The sequence below is a fragment of the Synechococcus sp. CS-1333 genome (assembly GCF_025128015.1).
GTDB lineage: Bacteria > Cyanobacteriota > Cyanobacteriia > PCC-6307 > Cyanobiaceae > MW101C3.
Window position 1 is genome coordinate 53,339 of the sequence record NZ_JAHLYO010000008.1, and the last position, 17,222, is coordinate 70,560.

Consider the following 17,222-nt stretch of genomic DNA (forward strand, 5'->3'; position numbering starts at 1 on the left):
CGCCGCTGCCGCGTGTCTTCTGTCTCTCCGATCCGTGCGTCCGCCCCGGCCTCAACCTCCCCCCAGCCTGCGGGGCAGGGAACGGAGGCCGCCGAGGCTTCGACCCCGCGGGAGGTGGACGTGCTGGTGGTGGGTGGCGGGGTCTGTGGCACGGCCTTGCTCTTCGAGCTCGCCCGCTACACCGACCTGCCCCGGCTGGCGCTGATCGAGCGCTATGAGCAGCTGGCCCAGGTGAACTCCAAGGCCACCAGCAACAGCCAGACGATCCACTGCGGCGACATCGAGACCAATTACACCCTGGAGAAGGCGCTGCGGGTGAAGCGCACGGCTGAGATGGTCGTGCGCTTCGGCGATCTGCTGGAGGGCGAGGAGCGTGAGCGTTGCCTGTTCCGCACCCCGAAAATGGTGCTGGGGGTGGGCGAGCGGGAATGCGCCAGCCTGCGCCAGCGCTTTGAACTGTTTTCGCCTCACTTTCCGGCGATGCAGCTGCTGGAGAAAGAGGACATCGCCGCCTGGGAGCCAGCGGTGGCGCTGGTGAATGGCGTGCCACGCAGCGAGGAACTGGTGGCGATCGGCATCCGCGAGGCCGCCACCGCCGTCGACTACGAAGCGCTCTCGGCCGCGTTCGTGCGCCAGGCCCACGCCGCTGTGGCGGGGAGCGCGCGCTGCATCGACCTGGCCCTCGGCACCAGCGTGGAGACGATCACCCCCGAGGGCGAGACGTTTCTGGTGGAGACGCAGAGCAAGGCGGCGGGCCGCCAGCTCTGGCGGGCGCGGCATGTGGTGGTGAATGCCGGCGCCCACAGCCTGCTGATGGCCCAGCGCATGGGCCACGGGCTGCGCTACTCCTGCCTGCCGGTGGCCGGCAGCTTTTACTTCACTCCCGAGCTGTTGAACGGCAAGGTCTACACGGTGCAGAACGACAAGCTGCCCTTCGCCGCCCTGCACGGGGATCCCGATGTGGGAGCTCCCGGCCAGACGCGCTTCGGCCCCACCGCGCTGCTGCTGCCCCTGCTCGAGCGCTACCGGCTCGGCTCGTTCTTCGAATTCCTTGAGGTGCTCAGGCTCGATCTGGCCGTGCTGGCGGTGTTGTGGCAACTGCTCGGCAACAGCGACATCCGTGCCTACATCGTGCGCAACCTGCTGTTCGAGGTGCCCTGGCTGCGGCGACGGCTGTTTCTGCGCGATGTGCGCAAGATCGTTCCCGGCATGGCGCTCAACGACCTGAGCTTCGCCGAAGGCTATGGAGGGGTGCGCCCCCAGCTGATCGACAAGCAGGCCCGCAAGCTGATGCTCGGGGAGGTGAGGATCGAAGCCGGGCCCGGGCTGGTGTTCAACGTGACGCCATCGCCGGGAGGCACCTGCTGCCTGGGGGTGGCAGCACTGGATCTCGAGGCGATCGTGGCGCGCAGCGGCTGCCGCTTTGCCCGCGACCGCTTTGAGGCCGAGCTCTACGGCAAGGACGCGGGGGAGGATTCAGCCAGCTGCCCGCAATCGTTGGCGGCCTGATCGACAGACAGCCCCTTGCCGCCGGGGCGAAACAGATGGGTGTGGGAGGAGGAGTACAAACGCGAGCGGGCCTGCTGGGGGGCGTCGAGAGCGGGGCTGACCACATAAAGGGTGGTGCGGATCAGCTGGCGTTGGCGGCTCGTTTCCGCCATCTGGCTCAGAGGCACCACGGTGATCCACTGGTCGGGCCAGCTGACGCGGTAGCCGATCGCCACCGGGGTGTCGGCGGCGTAGTGCGCCAGCAGCACCTCCTGCACCTCTTCCACATGGCGTGCACTGAGATACAGGCAGAGGGAGGCCCCCAGGGACGCCAGGCGCTCCAGAGATTCCTTCTCCGGCACGCCGGTGCGTCCGGAAGCCCGGCTGAGCACGATGGTCTGCACCAGGCCAGGGATGGTGAGCTCAGCCTGCAGCGCTGCTGCCGTGGCCTGATAGGCGCTGAGGCCCGGAACCACCTCCACCGCCAGGCCCGCCTCGCTGAGCCGGCTGACCTGCTCCGCCAGCGCTCCGTAGAGGCAGGGGTCGCCGTCGTGGAGGCGCACCACCCGCTTGCCGGCGCGGGCCCGCTCGATCAGCACCTCCAGCACCTGCTCGAGGGTGAGGGTGCTGGTGCGGATCCGCTCAGCACTCGCCGGGGCCAGAGCAGCGATCTGGGGCGACACCAGGGAATCGGTCCAGACGAGCACCTCGGCCGCTTCGATGGCACGGGCTGCCCGCAGCGTGAGCAGATCAGGGGCGCCGGGCCCTGCTCCCACGATCGTGACCGCCGCCGGTTCCGGCGGGGTGGCTTCCGGCTGGCTGGGGAAAGTGGTCAAGGGTTGGTGCCCTGGAAAGGTTCGCTGGGGCCAGACTCGCTCTGAAGGCGACGGGCTCCGCGGTAGAAACAGATCAGGCCGATCGATCCGGCCGCGATCAGCAGCAGGCTCATCAGCTGCGCCATGCGCAGGCCGCCTTCGCAGAAGGGCGGGGTGGAGAACAGGCAGAGCGGATCGATGCGCAGTCCTTCGATCCAGAAGCGGCCCAGGCTGTAGCTGATCAGGTAGACGCAGCTGAGCGCCCCGGCAGGCAACGCGATGCGGCCCCGCGAGCCAAGCTGGAACAAGGTGAGCAGCAACGCCACCACCGCCAGGTTCCAGAGCGATTCGTAGAGAAAGGTGGGGTGGAAGAACTGCTCGTCGATGAAGGTGGCCGGCCTGTTCACCGCTGGAATGAACAGCCGCCAGGGGAGATCCGTGGGCAGGCCGAAGGCTTCGGAGTTGAAGAAGTTGCCCCAGCGGCCGATCGCCTGGCCGAGGGCCACCGAGGGAACGAGCACATCGAGCAGATTCCAGAAGGCGAGCTTGCGCCAGCGGCAATAGACCACCACCGCCAGTGAGCCGCCGATCAGGGCGCCATGGATGGCGATGCCCCCCTGCCAGATGGCCAGGGCATCCAGCCAGTTGAGCTGATACTGGCGCCACTCCAGCACCACGTAGTAGAGGCGGGCACCGAGCACAGCAGCCAGCACCAGGATGGGCAGAAGATCAGCGATCATGGCCGGCTCGATGCCGCGCCTCCGGCCCAGCCTGGTGGAGAGCATCAGGCCGAGCAGCACCGCCACGGCGATCAGCAGGCCATACCAGCGCAGGGAGAAAGGCCCCAGCTGGAACAGCAGGGGCCCCGGTGAAGTGAACATCGCCGCCGGCAGGGCTGGGGGAAGAAGCGCCAAGGGAAACGGCTCAGCAGATGGGGGTCAGCCTCAGACGCCTTCGGCAGCCTGGACTTTCTCTACCTGCTTCTTCTTCAGCACCAGCATGATCTGGGCGAGAGCAACGGCGGCGAAGAAAGCGAGCATGCCGTAGATGCGCACAGGGTTCTGCAGCACGATCTCGGAATCCAGCTGACCGAAGCCGCCCACATTGGGATCTTCCGAAAGGGGTCCGTTGAGCACCACGTCATCGCCCACAGCAACAGCAAGGGCAGGGCCAGCCGGAATGGTTTCACTCACGGTGGTGCCGTCGGCGGTGCGGATCTCCACGACGCTGGCGCCGTTCTCACCGGCGGTGATGGCACTCACGGTGCCGGCGGCAGGAGCGGTGAAAACGCCGTTGTTGCTCTTCTCACCGGTGGGGTAAACCTGGCCACGGCCACGGTTGCCACCCACGTGCACCGAATACTTACCGAAGTGGATGGCGCTGTCGGTGGCGGGATCGGGGGAGAGGATCGGGAAGACGATCTCCTGGTGCTGATCACCCGGCAGGGGGCCCACCAGCAGGATGTTGGGGTTGTCGTCGCTGTACTGGGTCACGTAGACCCCGGCGGTTTCCTCTTTCAGCTCGTCGCTGAGACGATCAGCGGGGGCAAGGGTGAAGCCATCGGGGAGCATGAGCACCGCACCCACGTTGAGGCCCGTGCGGCTGCCATCGGCGGCCACCTGCTGAACGCTGGTGTCGTACGGGATCTTCACCACCGCCTTGAACACGGTGTCAGGCATCACGGCCTGGGGCACTTCCACCTGGGTGGGCAGCTTGGCAAGGTGGCAGTTGGCACAGACGAGCTTGCCGGTGGCTTCGCGGGGGCTCTCGTAGTTCTGCTGGGCCCAGAAGGGGTAGGCCCAGGAGGCAGAAGGCGCCAGGAAGAGGGCGGCCGAAGCCAGGACGGTGGAGAGCAGCAGGGAAAGGGTGCGGCGCATGGGGTGGGCGGACGGGCGACGGGAGGAAATGGACGGTCGGACGATCAGGCCCACCAGGGCTTTTCACCGGTGCGGAAATCGGTGTCGGTCCATGTGCTCAGGAAAACGTTGTCGCTTTCGACGGAGACGTTGGCCAGGGCAAGCGACAACGGAGCAGGACCACGCACCACCTTGCCGGTGGGGTCGTACTGGCTCCCGTGGCAGGGGCAGATGAATTTGTTGGCACCGCTGTTCCAGGGCACCACGCAACCCAGGTGGGTGCAGATGGCGTTGATGCCGTAGCTGCCGATGGCGTCGGGTCCTTCCACCAGCAGGTAGGTGGGGTCACCTTTCAGGCCCTGCACGAGGCTGCGATCACCCTCCTTGTGGGTGCTGAGCCAGCCCGAGGCGGTGACGTTGTTGCCCAGTTCATCCTTGGCGGTGGTGCCACCGCCACCGCCGGCGGGCCGGGGGGGAATGAAGTAGCGGGCGACGGGGTAGAGAGCACCCAGTGCGACACCAGTGACGGAGCCGAAAGTCAGCAGATTCATGAACTGACGACGGCCCATTCCGGGCACATCGCTCACTGGGATCTGGGTCATACGGAACGTTCCTGGGTGCCGAAGCAACGAGGCGCCCATTATGGACGTTGCCCTGGCCGTCACGTTTTGCCAGGACGCAGCTTGCGCCTGCGGCGCAACATGCTGTTGTGGAGTGTCCTCACCCTCGCTGCCGTGTCCCTGCCTGATCCGGCTGCTGAGCCCGGCTCCAGCGGCCGCTTCGCCCCCCTCCGGCTCGATGAAGTGCTGCAGGTGCTGCGTGAGCGCTGGCACGCGTCCTACGACCTCCAGCTGGTACAGCGGCGCGGCCGCCTCTACCTGCAGGTGATGTGGGCCTACCTGGAGCAGCAGTCCTTTCCGCTCGATGCCGAGGGCTATGAGGCCAAGCTGCAGGAGCTGATCGAGCTGCTCAACGGCCTCGGGGTGGCCAATCAGGTGCGCCAGTGGCTCACCACCACCCGCGACAAACCCCGACTGGGACGGGCGATGAGCCTCACCCTGGAGCCGGCCGAGGGCGGGCGCAGCAGTGAATTCCTGCTCTGAACCTGGCCTCAGGCGCCGCTGGCCGCAGGCCGGAGCCGCTCGGTGAGGGCCACCATGGCCACACCCACCAGGAACAGGGCCGTGATCGAGCCGGTGAGCAGCAGCATCGTGACGGGGTCGGTGGAAGGAGTGAGCACGGCGCCGGCCAGGGCCGCCACCAGCACCACCCAGCGCCAGGCTTTCAACATGGCGTCGGAGCGGATCAGGCCGAAGGCACCCAGCAGCAGTTGCAGCACCGGCAGCTGAAAGGCCAGGCCAGTGGCCACCATAAGCAGCAGCACGAAATCGAGGTAGCGCTCGATCGACCAGATCGGCTCGACCACATCCGCGCCGTAGCTGACCAGGAACCGCAGCGCCGCCGGCACCAGCGCCCACCAGGCGAAGGCAAGCCCTGCGGCGAACAGCACCGCCGACCCCGCCACGGCTGGCGCCACCAGTCGCCGCTCCCGGCGCGTGAGACCCGGCAAGACGAAGGCCAGCGCCTCGTAGAGCACGTAGGGCAGAGCCAGCGTGAGGCCGGCATAGCCGGCCACCTTGATCGACACAAACAGGAATTCACCTGGGGCGAGCTGGAGGAAGCGCATGCCCACGGCGGGCAGTTCCAGCAGCCGAACGAGCGGTTTCACCAGCAGCAGACAGCCGCCGGCCGCCACCACCACCGCCAGCAGGCTGCGCAGTACCCGCCGCCGCAACTCCTCGAGGTGGTCCACAAGGCTCATCTCCACCTCGGCGGGAAACTCATCCGCCGGTGGCACCCGGATCGGTGGGGGAGGTGCGGGGAGGGGGGAATCGCTCATGGCGCAGGCGCTGGAGCTGAGCCTAAGGAGCGACTGCACAGGATGGCGCCGCGGCCGGGATCGCCCCAGAGCACCTCACCACCCCGGTGGCGCACGGTGCCGGGCCCGACCCCGGCAATGCGCTGCAGTTGGTCGCTGGGCACCATCACCACGGGCACACGGGCATTGCCGCGAGCACGGCTGAAGCGGGCGGCCAGATCGGCCGCCGCCTGCAGGTCGGCGTCGGTGGCGGGAGCTTCCGAGCTCTTGAGCATCACGTGGCTGCCCGGGCACTCCTGGGCATGGAACCAGAGATCACCGCGCCGCGCCTGCCTCAGGCTGATCCATTCGTTCTGGCGATGGTTGCGGCCCACCTGCACGCGCAGCCCTCCGGCAGTGAGGAACTCCAGCGGTTGGCATGGCAGGGGCTGCCGCCGGGCGCGCGCCTTGCTTCGTCCCTTGTCCCGCTCGCGGCCGCCGACGCTGAGCAGTTCCTCCACGTCGTCTTCGAGGGCGGCGAGATCCTCCAGCGCCCCGCGCAGGGCATGGGGGGTGGTCTCCTCGGGCCGGTGCAGCTCCAGAAAGGCCAGGCTGGCCTCAATGCGCTCCAGCTGCTGGTCGTGACGCTCCAGCAGGGTGGTGATCACGGCGGAGGAGCGCTGCAGGCGGCGCGCCTTTTTATAGAGAGCCTGTGCCTCAGCCACCTGCTCGCGGCTGGGGTCGGCCAGGCAGAGCAGGGCATCCGCCTGCCGCCGCAACTGGTCGCAGCCGGCGGCCTGCTCCAGCAACGCCTGCTGCTCGGCCCGCTGGGCACTCTGGCGATCCCGGGCCGTGAACAGGCGCCGCTGCAGCTGATCGTGGCGCAGCTGGAAGGCCTGGGCTGTCAGCTGCCGCTCGTAGAGCTGCGCCAGCGGGCGCCCCACCGGGCCGGCAAGCTCGGCGCCCCAGCAGCGGTAGGCGGTGGCTCCACCGGTGACGAAGCCAAAGCGGTCCGCCGCCAGGTCGCCCAGCCATTGCTGCCAGGCCACCCAGAGGGCACTCCACTGCGCCTCACTGAGCTGCTCCACCGGCAGCTTCAGCAGCGCCGTGGATGTGTCGGGATGATCGCCGGCCAACTGCAGGGCAAGGGCAGGACTGATCCCCTGGTAGCTCTGCAGCAGCGCCTTGCCCAGCGGCAGCGGCAGGAGCTGCAGGCGCCGACGCCAGTGCCACAGAGCTTCGCCGGCATCGGGGGGATCGGCCTGCAGGGGCGGCGGCGGGCTGTAGGTGTCGCCGCTGGCAATCGGCCGCAGCCGGGATTCGTTCGGCTTCACCTGGCGGCCCAGGGCCACCACCCGACGCTGGCCATCCAGGAGGAAGAGGTTGCTGTGGCGGCCCATCAGCTCCACCACCAGCGTGCGGCAGATCGCCTCACCGGGGCGGGGGGCAAAGCCCAGCTCCACCACCCGTTCCCAGCCGTGCTGATCGATCGCCACCAGCGCCAGGCCGCCCAGGCCGTGCTGCAGTTGCTGGGCCAGAGTGCTGCCCTCACCCCGCCGGGCGGGAGGGTCGATCGGCAGCAGGCGCGGCGCATCCGCCCACCAGCTCAGCTCCAGCCAGTGACGACCATCAAGCGCGCGAAAGCCGAGTTGGAGGTTGTGGGCGCTGGGCTGCTGGGCCTTCTCGAAGCGGCTGGGCAACAGCTGCGGCCGCAGCTCGGCAAGCACCGCCCGCAAGGTGGTGACGTCCATGGGTTGGAGCGTCCGGGAGGTCAAGGGAACCGCGTGGACAGGGAATCCCCTTACTCTGCTGGCTCATGTGCGAGGGCCTGATGGCGGAGGCAGCGGCAGTGGCAATGGCAGCAACAAAGGCAGCAGCGGCGGGTCCGGGACAACTCACGGTGATCACCGGCCCCAGCGGCGTGGGCAAGGGCACACTCGTGGCCGCGCTGCGCCGGCGCCATCCGCAGATCTGGCTGTCTGTGTCCGCCACCACGCGCGCGCCCCGCAGCGGCGAACAGGACGGGGAGAACTACTTCTTCATGAGCCGGGAGCAGTTCGAGCAGCAGGTGGCTGCCGCAGGGCTGCTGGAGTGGGCGGAATTCGCCGGCAACCTTTACGGCACGCCACGGGCGCCCGTCAGCGAGCATCTGGCCCAGGGGCAACCGGTGCTGCTGGAAATCGAACTGGAGGGGGCCCGCCAGGTGCGGCGCAGCTTCCCGCAGGGATTCCAGGTGTTCATCGAACCTCCGTCGCTGGAGGAACTGGAGCGGCGCATCCGCGGCCGCGGCACCGACGACGACAGCGCGATCGAACGGCGCCTGCGCCGGGCCCGGGAGGAACTGGCCGCCGCCGCTGAGTTCGACGCCGTGGTGATGAACGGCGACTTGGACACCGCCATCGGCGAGCTGGAAGCCCTGCTGCAACTGGCCGGCAGCTGAAGCACCAGCGCCAGCCACAACGTGCAAGTCAAAAAAAAGCGGCCTTTACGGCCGCTTGTGACGTTCAGAGCCTCCGGCTGGAAGCCAGCGGATTAAAGGGGATGGAACAGAAGATCCGGGAAGAAGCGATTGAATTCGATCATGATTCCGGCGGTGACGGTGAACCAGATCGCAGCGAAAACAGGGGCTGTGGTGAGGAATTTCTTCATGGACGTGCTCCGGATGGAGAACAGAGGGGTGGGGCGACTGAACCGGGATTCAGCGCGGTGAAACGGTGACCTTGGAATCGGATTCCAGCAGCTTGCCGCTGGTGAATTCGCTGAAGGCCGCCAGAGGCCAGGTGGCCGCTGCGATGGTGCTCTTCAGGGCCAGGGGCACATCGATCTGGATCTCGCGCATGGTGGCGTCCTTGCTGCCACGGATGGCCTGCAGGTACACGCGACCGGCCCAGCCGATGCAACCGGCGATGTAGAGGAAGGCGATGCCAGGGATCATGAAGTCGCCGGCATGGCTCCAGCGGCCATCAACGATCAGGTGGGGCAGGCCATCGGTGCCACACACGGCCTGGCTGTACATCTCGAAGCGGGCTTTGGCCTGCGGAGTGGCAGCGGCGGCGGCACGCTGCTGAAAGCGGGGGCTTTCGGAGCAGGGGGTGAGCCCGGCCACATCGGCATGGGCCACAGGGGCGAAGCCGAAGATCAGCAGGGCGGAAATCAGAACGGCGAAAAGACGGCGCATCGTATCCGGATCCGGGGAAAGGCCTGCCAGCGGGCAGGATGTCACTTGCGGAGAGTAAGGGAGGCCATGGAGGCACTTGAACACCGTTCTGGCCGTCGAAACAAGTTGTGACGAGTCAGCGGCGGCCGTGGTGCGCGGCGAGCAGGTGCTCGCCAGTGCCGTGGCTTCCCAGATCGCCGAACATGCCCGCTGGGGAGGCGTGGTGCCCGAGATTGCCTCGCGGCGGCACGTGGAGGCGCTGCCCCAGTTGATCGCCAGTGTGATGGCCGAATCCGGCCTCGGCTTCGCCGACCTCGACGGCATCGCCGCCACCGTGGCGCCGGGCCTGGTGGGGGCCCTGCTGGTGGGCTCGGTCACAGCCCGCACGCTGGCGCGGCTGCACGATCGTCCCTTCGTGGGGGTGCACCACCTCGAAGGCCATCTCTGTTCCGTCCACCTGGGAGACCCCCTGCCGGAGGGTCCGTTCCTGGTGCTGTTGGTGAGCGGCGGCCACACCGAGCTGATCCGCGTCGACGGCGCCGGCCACTACCGACGTCTGGGCCGCAGCCACGACGACGCGGCCGGTGAGGCCTTCGACAAAGTGGCACGGCTGCTTGGGCTGGGGTATCCCGGCGGTCCAGCGATCCAGGCGGCCGGAGTGCTGGGGGATCCCCTGCGCTTTCCACTGCCGAAAGGGCGCGTGTCGAGGCCGGAAGGGGGCTACCACCCCTACGACTTCAGCTTCAGCGGCCTGAAGACGGCCGTGCTCCGCCTTGTGCAGTCGCTGCGCGCTGGCACCGGTGCCGCGGGCCCGGCGGATCCGCCTTCAACTGGGGAATTGGCTCCACGGGATCTGGCTGATGTGGCCGCCAGCTTCGAACTGGCCGTGGTCGACGTGCTGGTGGAGCGCAGTTGCCGCTGCGCCCGCGACGAGGGACTCGGCACCCTGGTGCTGGTGGGCGGGGTGGCCGCCAACCAACGCCTACGCCAGCGGCTGGAGGAACGCTGCGGCGCGCTGGGGCTGCACTGGCGCCGGGCACCACTTGCCTATTGCACCGACAACGCCGCCATGATCGGCGTGGCAGCAGCCCAGCGGCTTGCCGCCGGATCCAGCAGCAGCACGGCCCTGGGTGTGGCGGCCCGCCTGCCATTGCAGCAAAGCGACGCGCTCTACGAGCAACAGCCTTGCTTTTGATCCCTTTATGGTGGCCGAACCCGTTGTTAAGGGGGTGGATGGCTTCAGCTGACACCACAGAGAATGCACTGCTGCCGAACAGCTCTCTTGCAGCATCACCTGCCGCTGCTGAGGGGCTCGGCTCCAGCCAGCCCGTTGAAGTGGGGCCGGAAGAGCTGAACGCCTGGCGCCGGGGCTTCACCCCCCAAGCCGAGATCTGGAATGGCCGCCTGGCCATGCTTGGGCTCTCGCTGGGCATCGCCACCCTGCTGCTTCTCCGCCTGGCCAGGGCCCACTGAGCCAGGCCAGGTCAACAAACGTTTTGCCAGTGGACTCCGCCCTATTCGCGGCCTCGTAGGGCCTGGGAGAGCTCACCACGCTTGAGGCTCACGGCCAACGCCTCATCCGCACTCACTTTGCCTGCCACTACCAGCTCAAGAAGGGACTGGTTCAATGTTTTCATGCCTTCAAACGAACTGCGTTTCATGATTTCCTCCACCTCGTCGAATTCGCCGCGAAGGAGGTAATCCCGGCAGGCATCGGTGTTGATGAAGATGTCGTGGTAAGCGATTCGGCCACCTTCAATCGTCTTGAGCAGCCCCTGCGAGATCACAGCCAACAACGATTCGGCCACACTTGTGCGGATTGATTTTTGTTCTTCGGACGGGAACATACCCAGCATCCGCTCAACGGTTTTTACGGCGGAGTTAGTGTGGAGCGTGCCGAAGACCAAGTGGCCGGTCTGAGCAGCCTCCAAGGCAGTGGAGAGGGTTTCCTGGTCGCGAATCTCCCCGATCAGCAACACATCAGGATCTTCCCGCAATGCCGCCCGCAAAGCAGTCGAGAACAACTTTGTGTGGTGGCCGATCTCACGCTGCCGCACCAGACAGGATTTGCTGACATGTACGAATTCGACTGGATCCTCAATGGTGAGGATGTGCTTCGACTGAGTTGAATTCATCCAATTGATCATTGCGGCTAGAGTGGTGGATTTGCCGCAGCCCGTGGGGCCTGTCATCAGGATCAGGCCCTTGGTGTACTTGAGAAGATGCTTAAAGACATCCGGAAACCCAAGGGATTCCAGTGTGGGGACCTCAAAGGGGATAAGCCGCAGCACCATGGCTGGACCAAGAAGCGATTCAAAGAGGTTGATCCGCACCCTCACGAAACCGAAAGAATGTGATCCGTCGAATTCCTTATCGCTGCGAAAAGCCTGACGATCCTCCTGAGAGAGAATCTCATTCAGCCACTCCGAGAACCGTTGGTTCGTGATGATCGGCCAACCGGTCATCTGCATATCGCCGCGAAAGCGCAGCCGCGGTTCCTCACCGACGCCGAGGTGCACATCTGAGCACTTGGCCTCAAAAGCCACGCGCACCACCTCCTCCAGTGTGCAGGGCGTAGCCACGGATGGCCGTGGTGGCGCTGGGGCCGGATCTACACCATCCACGGCGGCGGGGTGGGAGTCGGGCGCAGGCACCGAGCTAGGGGGAAACAGGGAACTGGTCATCGGCTGGACAGCATTGCAGCCATTTTGGGGCAAGTACTCGCCTGAGTTCCCATGCAGCTGCTGATCGGTAGGGGGATGCTCCGCCACGTGAATGCGACACCGGCTCTCCTTAGGATCGACACCCCCGCATGGGCTCTTTGATCACCACCGCTCCGCTCGTCAGCATCGTGCTGGGAACCAGGCCCGAAGCGATCAAGCTGGCACCGGTGATCCGCGCCTTCCAACAAGCCGAAGGCTTTCGCACCCGGGTGGTGCTCACCGGCCAACATCGGGAAATGGTGGCGCAGGTGATGGAGCTCTTCAGCCTCACCGCTGATCGCGACCTGGCCTTGATGACGCCCCGCCAGACGCTCACCCACGTGACCTGTGCCGCCCTGATGGGGCTGGAGCAGGACTTCACTGAGCACCGGCCGGATCTGGTGCTCGTCCAAGGCGACACCACCACCGCCTTCGCTTCCGCTCTGGCGGCGTTCTACCAGCAGATCCCCGTGGGGCACGTGGAAGCCGGCCTGCGCACTGACAACCTGCTTGACCCCTTCCCCGAGGAAGCCAACCGCCGGCTGATTTCCCAGATCGGCCAACTGCACTTCGCCCCCACCTCGGTGTCGGAGGCGAACCTGCTGGCCTCCGGGGTGGTGGGCCGGGTGCTGGTCACGGGCAACACTGTGATCGATGCGCTGCTGCTGATGGCGAAGCAGGCGCCGCTGCTGCAGCTTCCTGGCCTCGACTGGACCCAGCAGCGGGTGATCCTGGCCACCGTGCACCGCCGGGAAAACTGGGGAGAGCGTCTGCTCGCCATCGGTGATGGCTTCCTGCGACTGCTGGAGCAACACCCCGACACCGCCCTGCTCCTTCCGCTGCACCGCAACCCCACCGTTCGGGAACCCCTGCAGCAGATGCTGGGCGATCACCCGCGGGCCTTTCTCACCGAGCCGCTCGATTACGACGAGCTGGTGGGAGCGATCCGCGGTTGCACGCTGCTGCTCACCGACTCCGGCGGCCTGCAGGAAGAGGCCCCAGCCCTGGGCAAACCGGTGCTGGTGCTGCGGCGCACCACGGAACGTCCGGAAGCGGTGTCTGCGGGCACGGCGCGCCTGATCGGCACCGATGCGGCAGCGATCGCCACGGAAGCCGGGCGCCTGCTCGACGACCCTGCGGCCTACGCGGCCATGGCCATGGCTCACAACCCCTTCGGGGACGGCCAGGCGAGCGGCAGGATCGTGGCGGCCTGCCGTGCCTTCCTGGCAGAACGGAACTGAGCTGGCCACTGGCCTGATCTGGCAGCTGGCCTGATCGGAGTGGGATTCAGCTGCCGGGACGTTTCTTTGCCCAGGGAGGCAGATCGATGAACACCTGGGTACCCGGTTTGAGGCCGGAGAGGATCTGGGTGTTTCGGCCGCTGCTGGAGCCGAGCGTCACCGGCTGGAAGGTGGGCTGGTTGTTCTTGCCCACCAGCAGCACCCCAGGCCGCCCTTCCTCGGTGACCACTGCCACAGTGGGGACAAGGGTCTGAGCCGGCAGGGTGCCGGTCTTGAAGTCGATGTCGGCGGTCATGCCGATCCGCAGCTCGCTGTGGGGATCGGTGAACAGCAGCTTCACATCGAAGGAGGTGACGTTGTTGATCTTCACCGCCCGGGGGGCGATCTGGCGCACGCGCGCGGTGAAGCGGCGGTCCGGGAAGGCATCCACCCGCACGGTGGCGATCTGGCCGAGGCGGATGCGACCGATGTCGCTTTCCGGCACCTTGGCCACCGCCTCCAGGCCGCGGGCGAGCTCCACCACCGATGAGCTGGAGGCGCCCGCATTGGCGGAGGCGGAGGTGGTGGGGGTGACGAAGGCGCCGGGGTCGGCGAAGCGCTGGGTGATCACGCCGTCGAAGGGGGCGCGGATCGTGAGCTCGCCGCGCTCCACATCCCGCTGAGCGTTGCGCTGCCGGGCTGCATCAAGGGCCGCCTTGCTGGTGAGCATGCGGGTGCGGAAGCTGACGATGTCGTCCTGACTGATCGCGCCCTGCTGATACAGCTTCTGGCGACGTTCGAACTCCGAGCGGCTGCGGGCGTACTCGGCGGCCGCCTGCCGCTCTTGGGCCAGCAGTTCATTCTCCCGATCGCGAAGGTCACCGCTGTCCATCAGAGCGATCGGCTGGCCGGCCTGCACGAGATCGCCCTCATCCACGAACAGGTCGGCGAGCACGCCGCCCCGCTTGGGGCTGACGTTGACGCTGCGGGCCGCTTCCAGCTCCCCGCTGGAGGTGACGATGCCCGGCAGGCTGCCGCGCTCGGCCTTCACCACATAGGCGGCCAGCGACTTTTGCTGCTGGGTGGTGCTGCGCTGGCGCTGCCAGAGGGCCACACCGCCGATCACGAGCACTGCCGCGGCCACCCCTGCCCAGAGAGGCCAGCGCCGCTTTTTGGGACCGGGCCGGCGAGGGGCGGCCGGGACCGGTTGTTCCTGGGGCGGTGTCAGCACCGGCGCAGGGCGAAGGTCGGAGCGGGGAATGACAGTCAGCGGTCGCTGTAACCAGTCTTGATGGTCGCGGCGAAAAACGTGGCCATGGGAGGCCCGGGGGGCGCCGTTTAGATTTAGCCCCATGCTTAAAGCCGGAATCGTGGGGCTGCCCAACGTGGGCAAATCCACCCTCTTCAATGCCCTGGTGGCCAACGCCCAGGCCCAGGCCGCCAACTTTCCGTTCTGCACGATCGAGCCGAACGTGGGCTCCGTGGCGGTGCCCGACGGGCGCCTGAAAATGCTCTCAGACGTTTCCAGTTCCCGCGAGATCGTGCCCACCCGGGTGGAGTTCGTCGACATCGCCGGCCTGGTGAAGGGCGCCAGCCAGGGCGAAGGGCTCGGCAACAAGTTCCTCGCCAACATCCGCGAGGTGGACGCGATCGTGCACGTGGTGCGCTGCTTTGAGGACGACGACGTGATCCACGTGGCTGGTCAGGTGGATCCCGCCCAGGACGCCGAGATCATCAATCTGGAACTGGCTCTCGCTGACCTGACCCAGGTGGAGAAGCGGCGGGAACGGCTCAAGAAGCAGGCTCGCACCAGCAAGGAAGCCCAGGCAGAAGATGAGGTGCTGGGCCGCATCGCCGCTGCGCTGGAAGCCGGCGCACCGGCACGCGGGGTTGCCCTCGGCGCCGACGAGCGCGAGACGATCCGTCCGCTCGGCCTGCTCACCCTCAAGCCGATCATCTACGCCACCAACGTGTCGGAAGACGACCTGGCGGCAGGCAACGGCCACAGCGAGGCCGTGGTGGCCCTTGCCCAGCGTGAAGGGGCTGAGGTGGTGCGGATTTCTGCGCAGGTGGAAGCGGAACTCGTTGAACTCGGCGAAGCCGAGCGCGCCGACTATCTCGACGGGCTGGGGGTGAGCGAGGGCGGGTTGCAGAGCCTGATCCGCGCCACCTATCAGCTGCTCGGCCTGCGCACCTACTTCACCACCGGCGAAAAGGAAACCCGGGCCTGGACGATCACAGCCGGCATGACCGCGCCTCAGGCCGCCGGCGTGATCCACACCGATTTCGAACGGGGCTTCATCCGCGCCCAGACCGTGGCCTACGCGCAGTTGATCGAAGCGGGCTCCCTGTCGGAAGCACGCAACCGAGGCTGGCTGCGCAGCGAGGGCAAGGAGTACGTGGTGGCCGAAGGCGACGTGATGGAGTTCCTGTTCAACGTCTGAAGCGGTTTCAACTTCAGCAGACGTTTCGGCGGCTGAGGCAGGCGCAGAGCATTGAGCCGCCCTCCTCTTTGGCTTCCGTGACCGGGACGGCGGCCGCCTTCGGCGAGAATGGTGTCCGACGAGGCGAAGCCTGATGAACCCCTCCCAGGAGCCCTCTGCTGGCAGCGCGGCAGCGCCTGCAAATCTGCCTGCCGCTGAGCCGCCGCTGGCCGAGGTCACGAGCGCCACCGCGGCGACCCCTGACCGAGGTGCGGGATCCGCCACCGGTGCGCGCAATCCCGGCGCACACAACTTTGAAATACAGAAGGAACTGCACCAGCGCATCCGCAACGACCCCGACTACGACGACTGGGAGTACGGCACCGAGCCCCTGCCTCACGAGCAGCAGGGCTGGATCTCCCGGCCCGCCCCTGGCGGGGCCGGGGCCTCAGATCACACTGGAGGGGCTGGCGTGGGGGTGGACGCGGGCTAAGGGACGCACCAGGGTGAGGCCCAGCAGGCAGAGCGCCGCCATCGCCAGCCAGAGGCCGCCCCCATGCCGCTGCTGATCGAGGAACAGGCCCGCCACCTGCGGCGCTACGAAGGCACTCAGCGCAAAACACTGCGAGAACAGCGCCATGGCCATGCCTTGATGGGCGGGGGGCGTGATCTCCACCACCGCTTCGGTGGCCGTGGGCAGAAAGGCGGCCACAGCCGCCGCCAGCGGCAGCTGGGCCAGCAGCAGCACCGTGAGGCTGTGCCAGCCCAGGCTGGAGAAGGCCAGCAGGGAGCTGCCGAGCGCGAAACCCAGCAGGCTCAGTCCGAGCCCGAAGGCCACCGACCGCTCTGACAGCCAGCGCCCCAGCGGCCATTGCAGGGCCAGCAGGAGCCCCAGCTGCAGGGCCAGCAGCAGGGCACCAGTGCTCTCCGGCAGGGGGGGGCGGGCCAGCCCGCCGCGCACCAGATCCAGGGGCAGGGCGCCCTGCAGCAGGGCCACCATGCCGGTGGACAGCACCGTCATCGCCAGCAGGGGCAGCAGGGGACGCACCCATCCCTGCCAGGAATCGAGTCGGCTGTCGGCACTGCGGACTGGTGCCGGCGGCAGCGGCCGGCGCAGCAGCAGGCTCAGCAGCACGACCATGCAGGCGATGTCGACGAGGAAGATGCCTCGCAAGCGGCCAAGGGCCGCCAGCCCGGAGCCCAGCAGCACGCCGGTGGCGATGCCAAGCGCATCAGCGGTGCGCACCAACGCAAAGGCGCGGCTGGAGGGCAACGGCGCGCAGCTCTGGGTCACGGCAAGCTCGATCGCGGGCCACCAGAGCCCGAGGGCCAGTCCGATCAGCATCTGCCCGCTCACGTAGGCGGGGAAGCTGGTGGCGCTGTACAGGCGCGTGTCTGCCAGCACCGAGATCAAGGCGGCCAGCACGATCGGGCCATTGCAGGAGCGGCCGCGGTCGAGCCACCAGCCGCAGAGCAAGCGACCGGCCGTACCGGCCAATGCGGCTGCCGCCAGCCCCTGCCCGACCGCAGTGGCGGAGAATCCGGCGTTGTGGAACACCACAGCGGTGAGATAGATCACGCCGCCGCCGCCAAGGCCGCTCAGCAGCCGCATCCAGCACAATTGCTGCAGGGGCGCGGGAAACTGGAGGAACCAGCCGAGGCCGCTTGCCCCTGCTCGACGTCGTGTCAAACCGGTTCCGACC

Annotated in this window: 19 protein-coding genes; 8 read left to right on the top strand and 11 right to left on the bottom strand. The window is 67.3% G+C overall.

What is annotated here, in order from left to right:
- Positions 1 to 12: 12 nt before the first annotated feature.
- Complete coding sequence (locus KQ303_RS01170) at positions 13 to 1,509, top strand: FAD-dependent oxidoreductase (protein WP_259728818.1); 1,497 nt, start codon at positions 13 to 15, stop codon at positions 1,507 to 1,509.
- On the opposite strand, the gene cobM is transcribed toward KQ303_RS01170, so the two are convergent.
- From cobM to petC, 4 genes are all read right to left on the bottom strand, one after another.
- The gene (cobM, locus tag KQ303_RS01175; RefSeq protein WP_259728819.1) at positions 1,452 to 2,324 is read right to left on the bottom strand and encodes a precorrin-4 C(11)-methyltransferase; all 873 of its coding nucleotides are present in this window, start codon (positions 2,322 to 2,324) and stop codon (positions 1,452 to 1,454) included. The genes KQ303_RS01170 and cobM overlap by 58 nt on opposite strands.
- Positions 2,321 to 3,184, bottom strand: a complete 864-nt coding sequence (lgt, locus tag KQ303_RS01180; RefSeq protein ID WP_259728917.1) for a prolipoprotein diacylglyceryl transferase — start codon at positions 3,182 to 3,184, stop codon at positions 2,321 to 2,323. The genes cobM and lgt overlap by 4 nt, the downstream gene beginning before the upstream one ends.
- Positions 3,185 to 3,247: 63 nt before the next feature.
- The gene (petA, locus tag KQ303_RS01185) at positions 3,248 to 4,180 is read right to left on the bottom strand and encodes a cytochrome f (RefSeq protein ID WP_259728820.1); all 933 of its coding nucleotides are present in this window, start codon (positions 4,178 to 4,180) and stop codon (positions 3,248 to 3,250) included.
- A 44-nt stretch (positions 4,181 to 4,224) separates the two neighbouring features.
- On the bottom strand, positions 4,225 to 4,761 hold the full coding sequence (petC, locus tag KQ303_RS01190; RefSeq protein WP_094510288.1) for a cytochrome b6-f complex iron-sulfur subunit: 537 nt from the start codon (positions 4,759 to 4,761) through the stop codon (positions 4,225 to 4,227).
- Between the two features lie 99 nt (positions 4,762 to 4,860).
- Here petC and KQ303_RS01195 point away from each other — a divergent pair, with 99 nt between their 5' ends.
- Positions 4,861 to 5,262, top strand: a complete 402-nt coding sequence (locus tag KQ303_RS01195) for a DUF3067 family protein (RefSeq protein WP_399232608.1) — start codon at positions 4,861 to 4,863, stop codon at positions 5,260 to 5,262.
- Between the two features lie 8 nt (positions 5,263 to 5,270).
- Here KQ303_RS01195 and tatC read toward each other — a convergent pair whose 3' ends face one another.
- Together tatC and KQ303_RS01205 are read right to left on the bottom strand one after the other, a co-directional pair.
- On the bottom strand, positions 5,271 to 6,059 hold the full coding sequence (gene tatC / locus KQ303_RS01200) for a twin-arginine translocase subunit TatC (RefSeq protein ID WP_259728821.1): 789 nt from the start codon (positions 6,057 to 6,059) through the stop codon (positions 5,271 to 5,273).
- Entirely contained in the window at positions 6,056 to 7,768 is a 1,713-nt protein-coding gene (locus KQ303_RS01205; protein ID WP_259728822.1) for an NFACT family protein, read from the bottom strand. The genes tatC and KQ303_RS01205 overlap by 4 nt, the downstream gene beginning before the upstream one ends.
- A gap of 104 nt (positions 7,769 to 7,872) precedes the next feature.
- On the opposite strand from KQ303_RS01205, the gene gmk reads away from it, so the two are divergent.
- Positions 7,873 to 8,457: a guanylate kinase gene (gmk, locus tag KQ303_RS01210; protein ID WP_259728919.1), complete on the top strand. Its 585-nt coding sequence runs from the start codon at positions 7,873 to 7,875 to the stop codon at positions 8,455 to 8,457.
- Between the two features lie 92 nt (positions 8,458 to 8,549).
- On the opposite strand, the gene psaJ is transcribed toward gmk, so the two are convergent.
- Positions 8,550 to 8,666 (bottom strand): photosystem I reaction center subunit IX, encoded by a 117-nt coding sequence (gene psaJ / locus KQ303_RS01215; protein WP_011935127.1) that lies wholly within the window; start codon positions 8,664 to 8,666, stop codon positions 8,550 to 8,552.
- A 49-nt stretch (positions 8,667 to 8,715) separates the two neighbouring features.
- The gene (locus KQ303_RS01220) at positions 8,716 to 9,195 is read right to left on the bottom strand and encodes a Photosystem I reaction center subunit III (protein ID WP_094510284.1); all 480 of its coding nucleotides are present in this window, start codon (positions 9,193 to 9,195) and stop codon (positions 8,716 to 8,718) included.
- 76 nt (positions 9,196 to 9,271) lie between these two features.
- Between KQ303_RS01220 and tsaD the strand changes: the two genes are divergently transcribed.
- Complete coding sequence (gene tsaD / locus KQ303_RS01225) at positions 9,272 to 10,369, top strand: tRNA (adenosine(37)-N6)-threonylcarbamoyltransferase complex transferase subunit TsaD (RefSeq protein ID WP_259728823.1); 1,098 nt, start codon at positions 9,272 to 9,274, stop codon at positions 10,367 to 10,369.
- A gap of 38 nt (positions 10,370 to 10,407) precedes the next feature.
- Entirely contained in the window at positions 10,408 to 10,647 is a 240-nt protein-coding gene (locus tag KQ303_RS01230) for a hypothetical protein (protein ID WP_094510282.1), read from the top strand.
- Between the two features lie 41 nt (positions 10,648 to 10,688).
- Here KQ303_RS01230 and KQ303_RS01235 read toward each other — a convergent pair whose 3' ends face one another.
- Positions 10,689 to 11,858 (bottom strand): type IV pilus twitching motility protein PilT, encoded by a 1,170-nt coding sequence (locus KQ303_RS01235; protein ID WP_259728824.1) that lies wholly within the window; start codon positions 11,856 to 11,858, stop codon positions 10,689 to 10,691.
- Positions 11,859 to 11,986: 128 nt separating this feature from the next.
- On the opposite strand from KQ303_RS01235, the gene wecB reads away from it, so the two are divergent.
- On the top strand, positions 11,987 to 13,117 hold the full coding sequence (gene wecB, locus KQ303_RS01240; RefSeq protein ID WP_255099812.1) for a non-hydrolyzing UDP-N-acetylglucosamine 2-epimerase: 1,131 nt from the start codon (positions 11,987 to 11,989) through the stop codon (positions 13,115 to 13,117).
- 46 nt (positions 13,118 to 13,163) lie between these two features.
- Here the strand turns inward: wecB and KQ303_RS01245 are convergent, their stop codons facing one another.
- Positions 13,164 to 14,327, bottom strand: coding sequence for an efflux RND transporter periplasmic adaptor subunit (locus KQ303_RS01245; protein ID WP_259728825.1), 1,164 nt, complete (start codon positions 14,325 to 14,327; stop codon positions 13,164 to 13,166).
- Positions 14,328 to 14,448: 121 nt separating this feature from the next.
- On the opposite strand from KQ303_RS01245, the gene ychF reads away from it, so the two are divergent.
- Positions 14,449 to 15,540 (top strand): redox-regulated ATPase YchF, encoded by a 1,092-nt coding sequence (gene ychF, locus KQ303_RS01250; RefSeq protein WP_094510279.1) that lies wholly within the window; start codon positions 14,449 to 14,451, stop codon positions 15,538 to 15,540.
- Between the two features lie 133 nt (positions 15,541 to 15,673).
- Entirely contained in the window at positions 15,674 to 16,012 is a 339-nt protein-coding gene (locus KQ303_RS01255; RefSeq protein WP_259728826.1) for a hypothetical protein, read from the top strand.
- On the opposite strand, the gene KQ303_RS01260 is transcribed toward KQ303_RS01255, so the two are convergent.
- Positions 15,968 to 17,209 carry an MFS transporter gene (locus KQ303_RS01260; protein ID WP_259728827.1) on the bottom strand — a complete coding sequence of 414 codons (1,242 nt, stop codon included), beginning with the start codon at positions 17,207 to 17,209 and terminating at the stop codon, positions 15,968 to 15,970. The two genes, KQ303_RS01255 and KQ303_RS01260, sit on opposite strands and share 45 nt — an antisense overlap.
- Between the last annotated feature and the right edge of the window lie 13 nt (positions 17,210 to 17,222).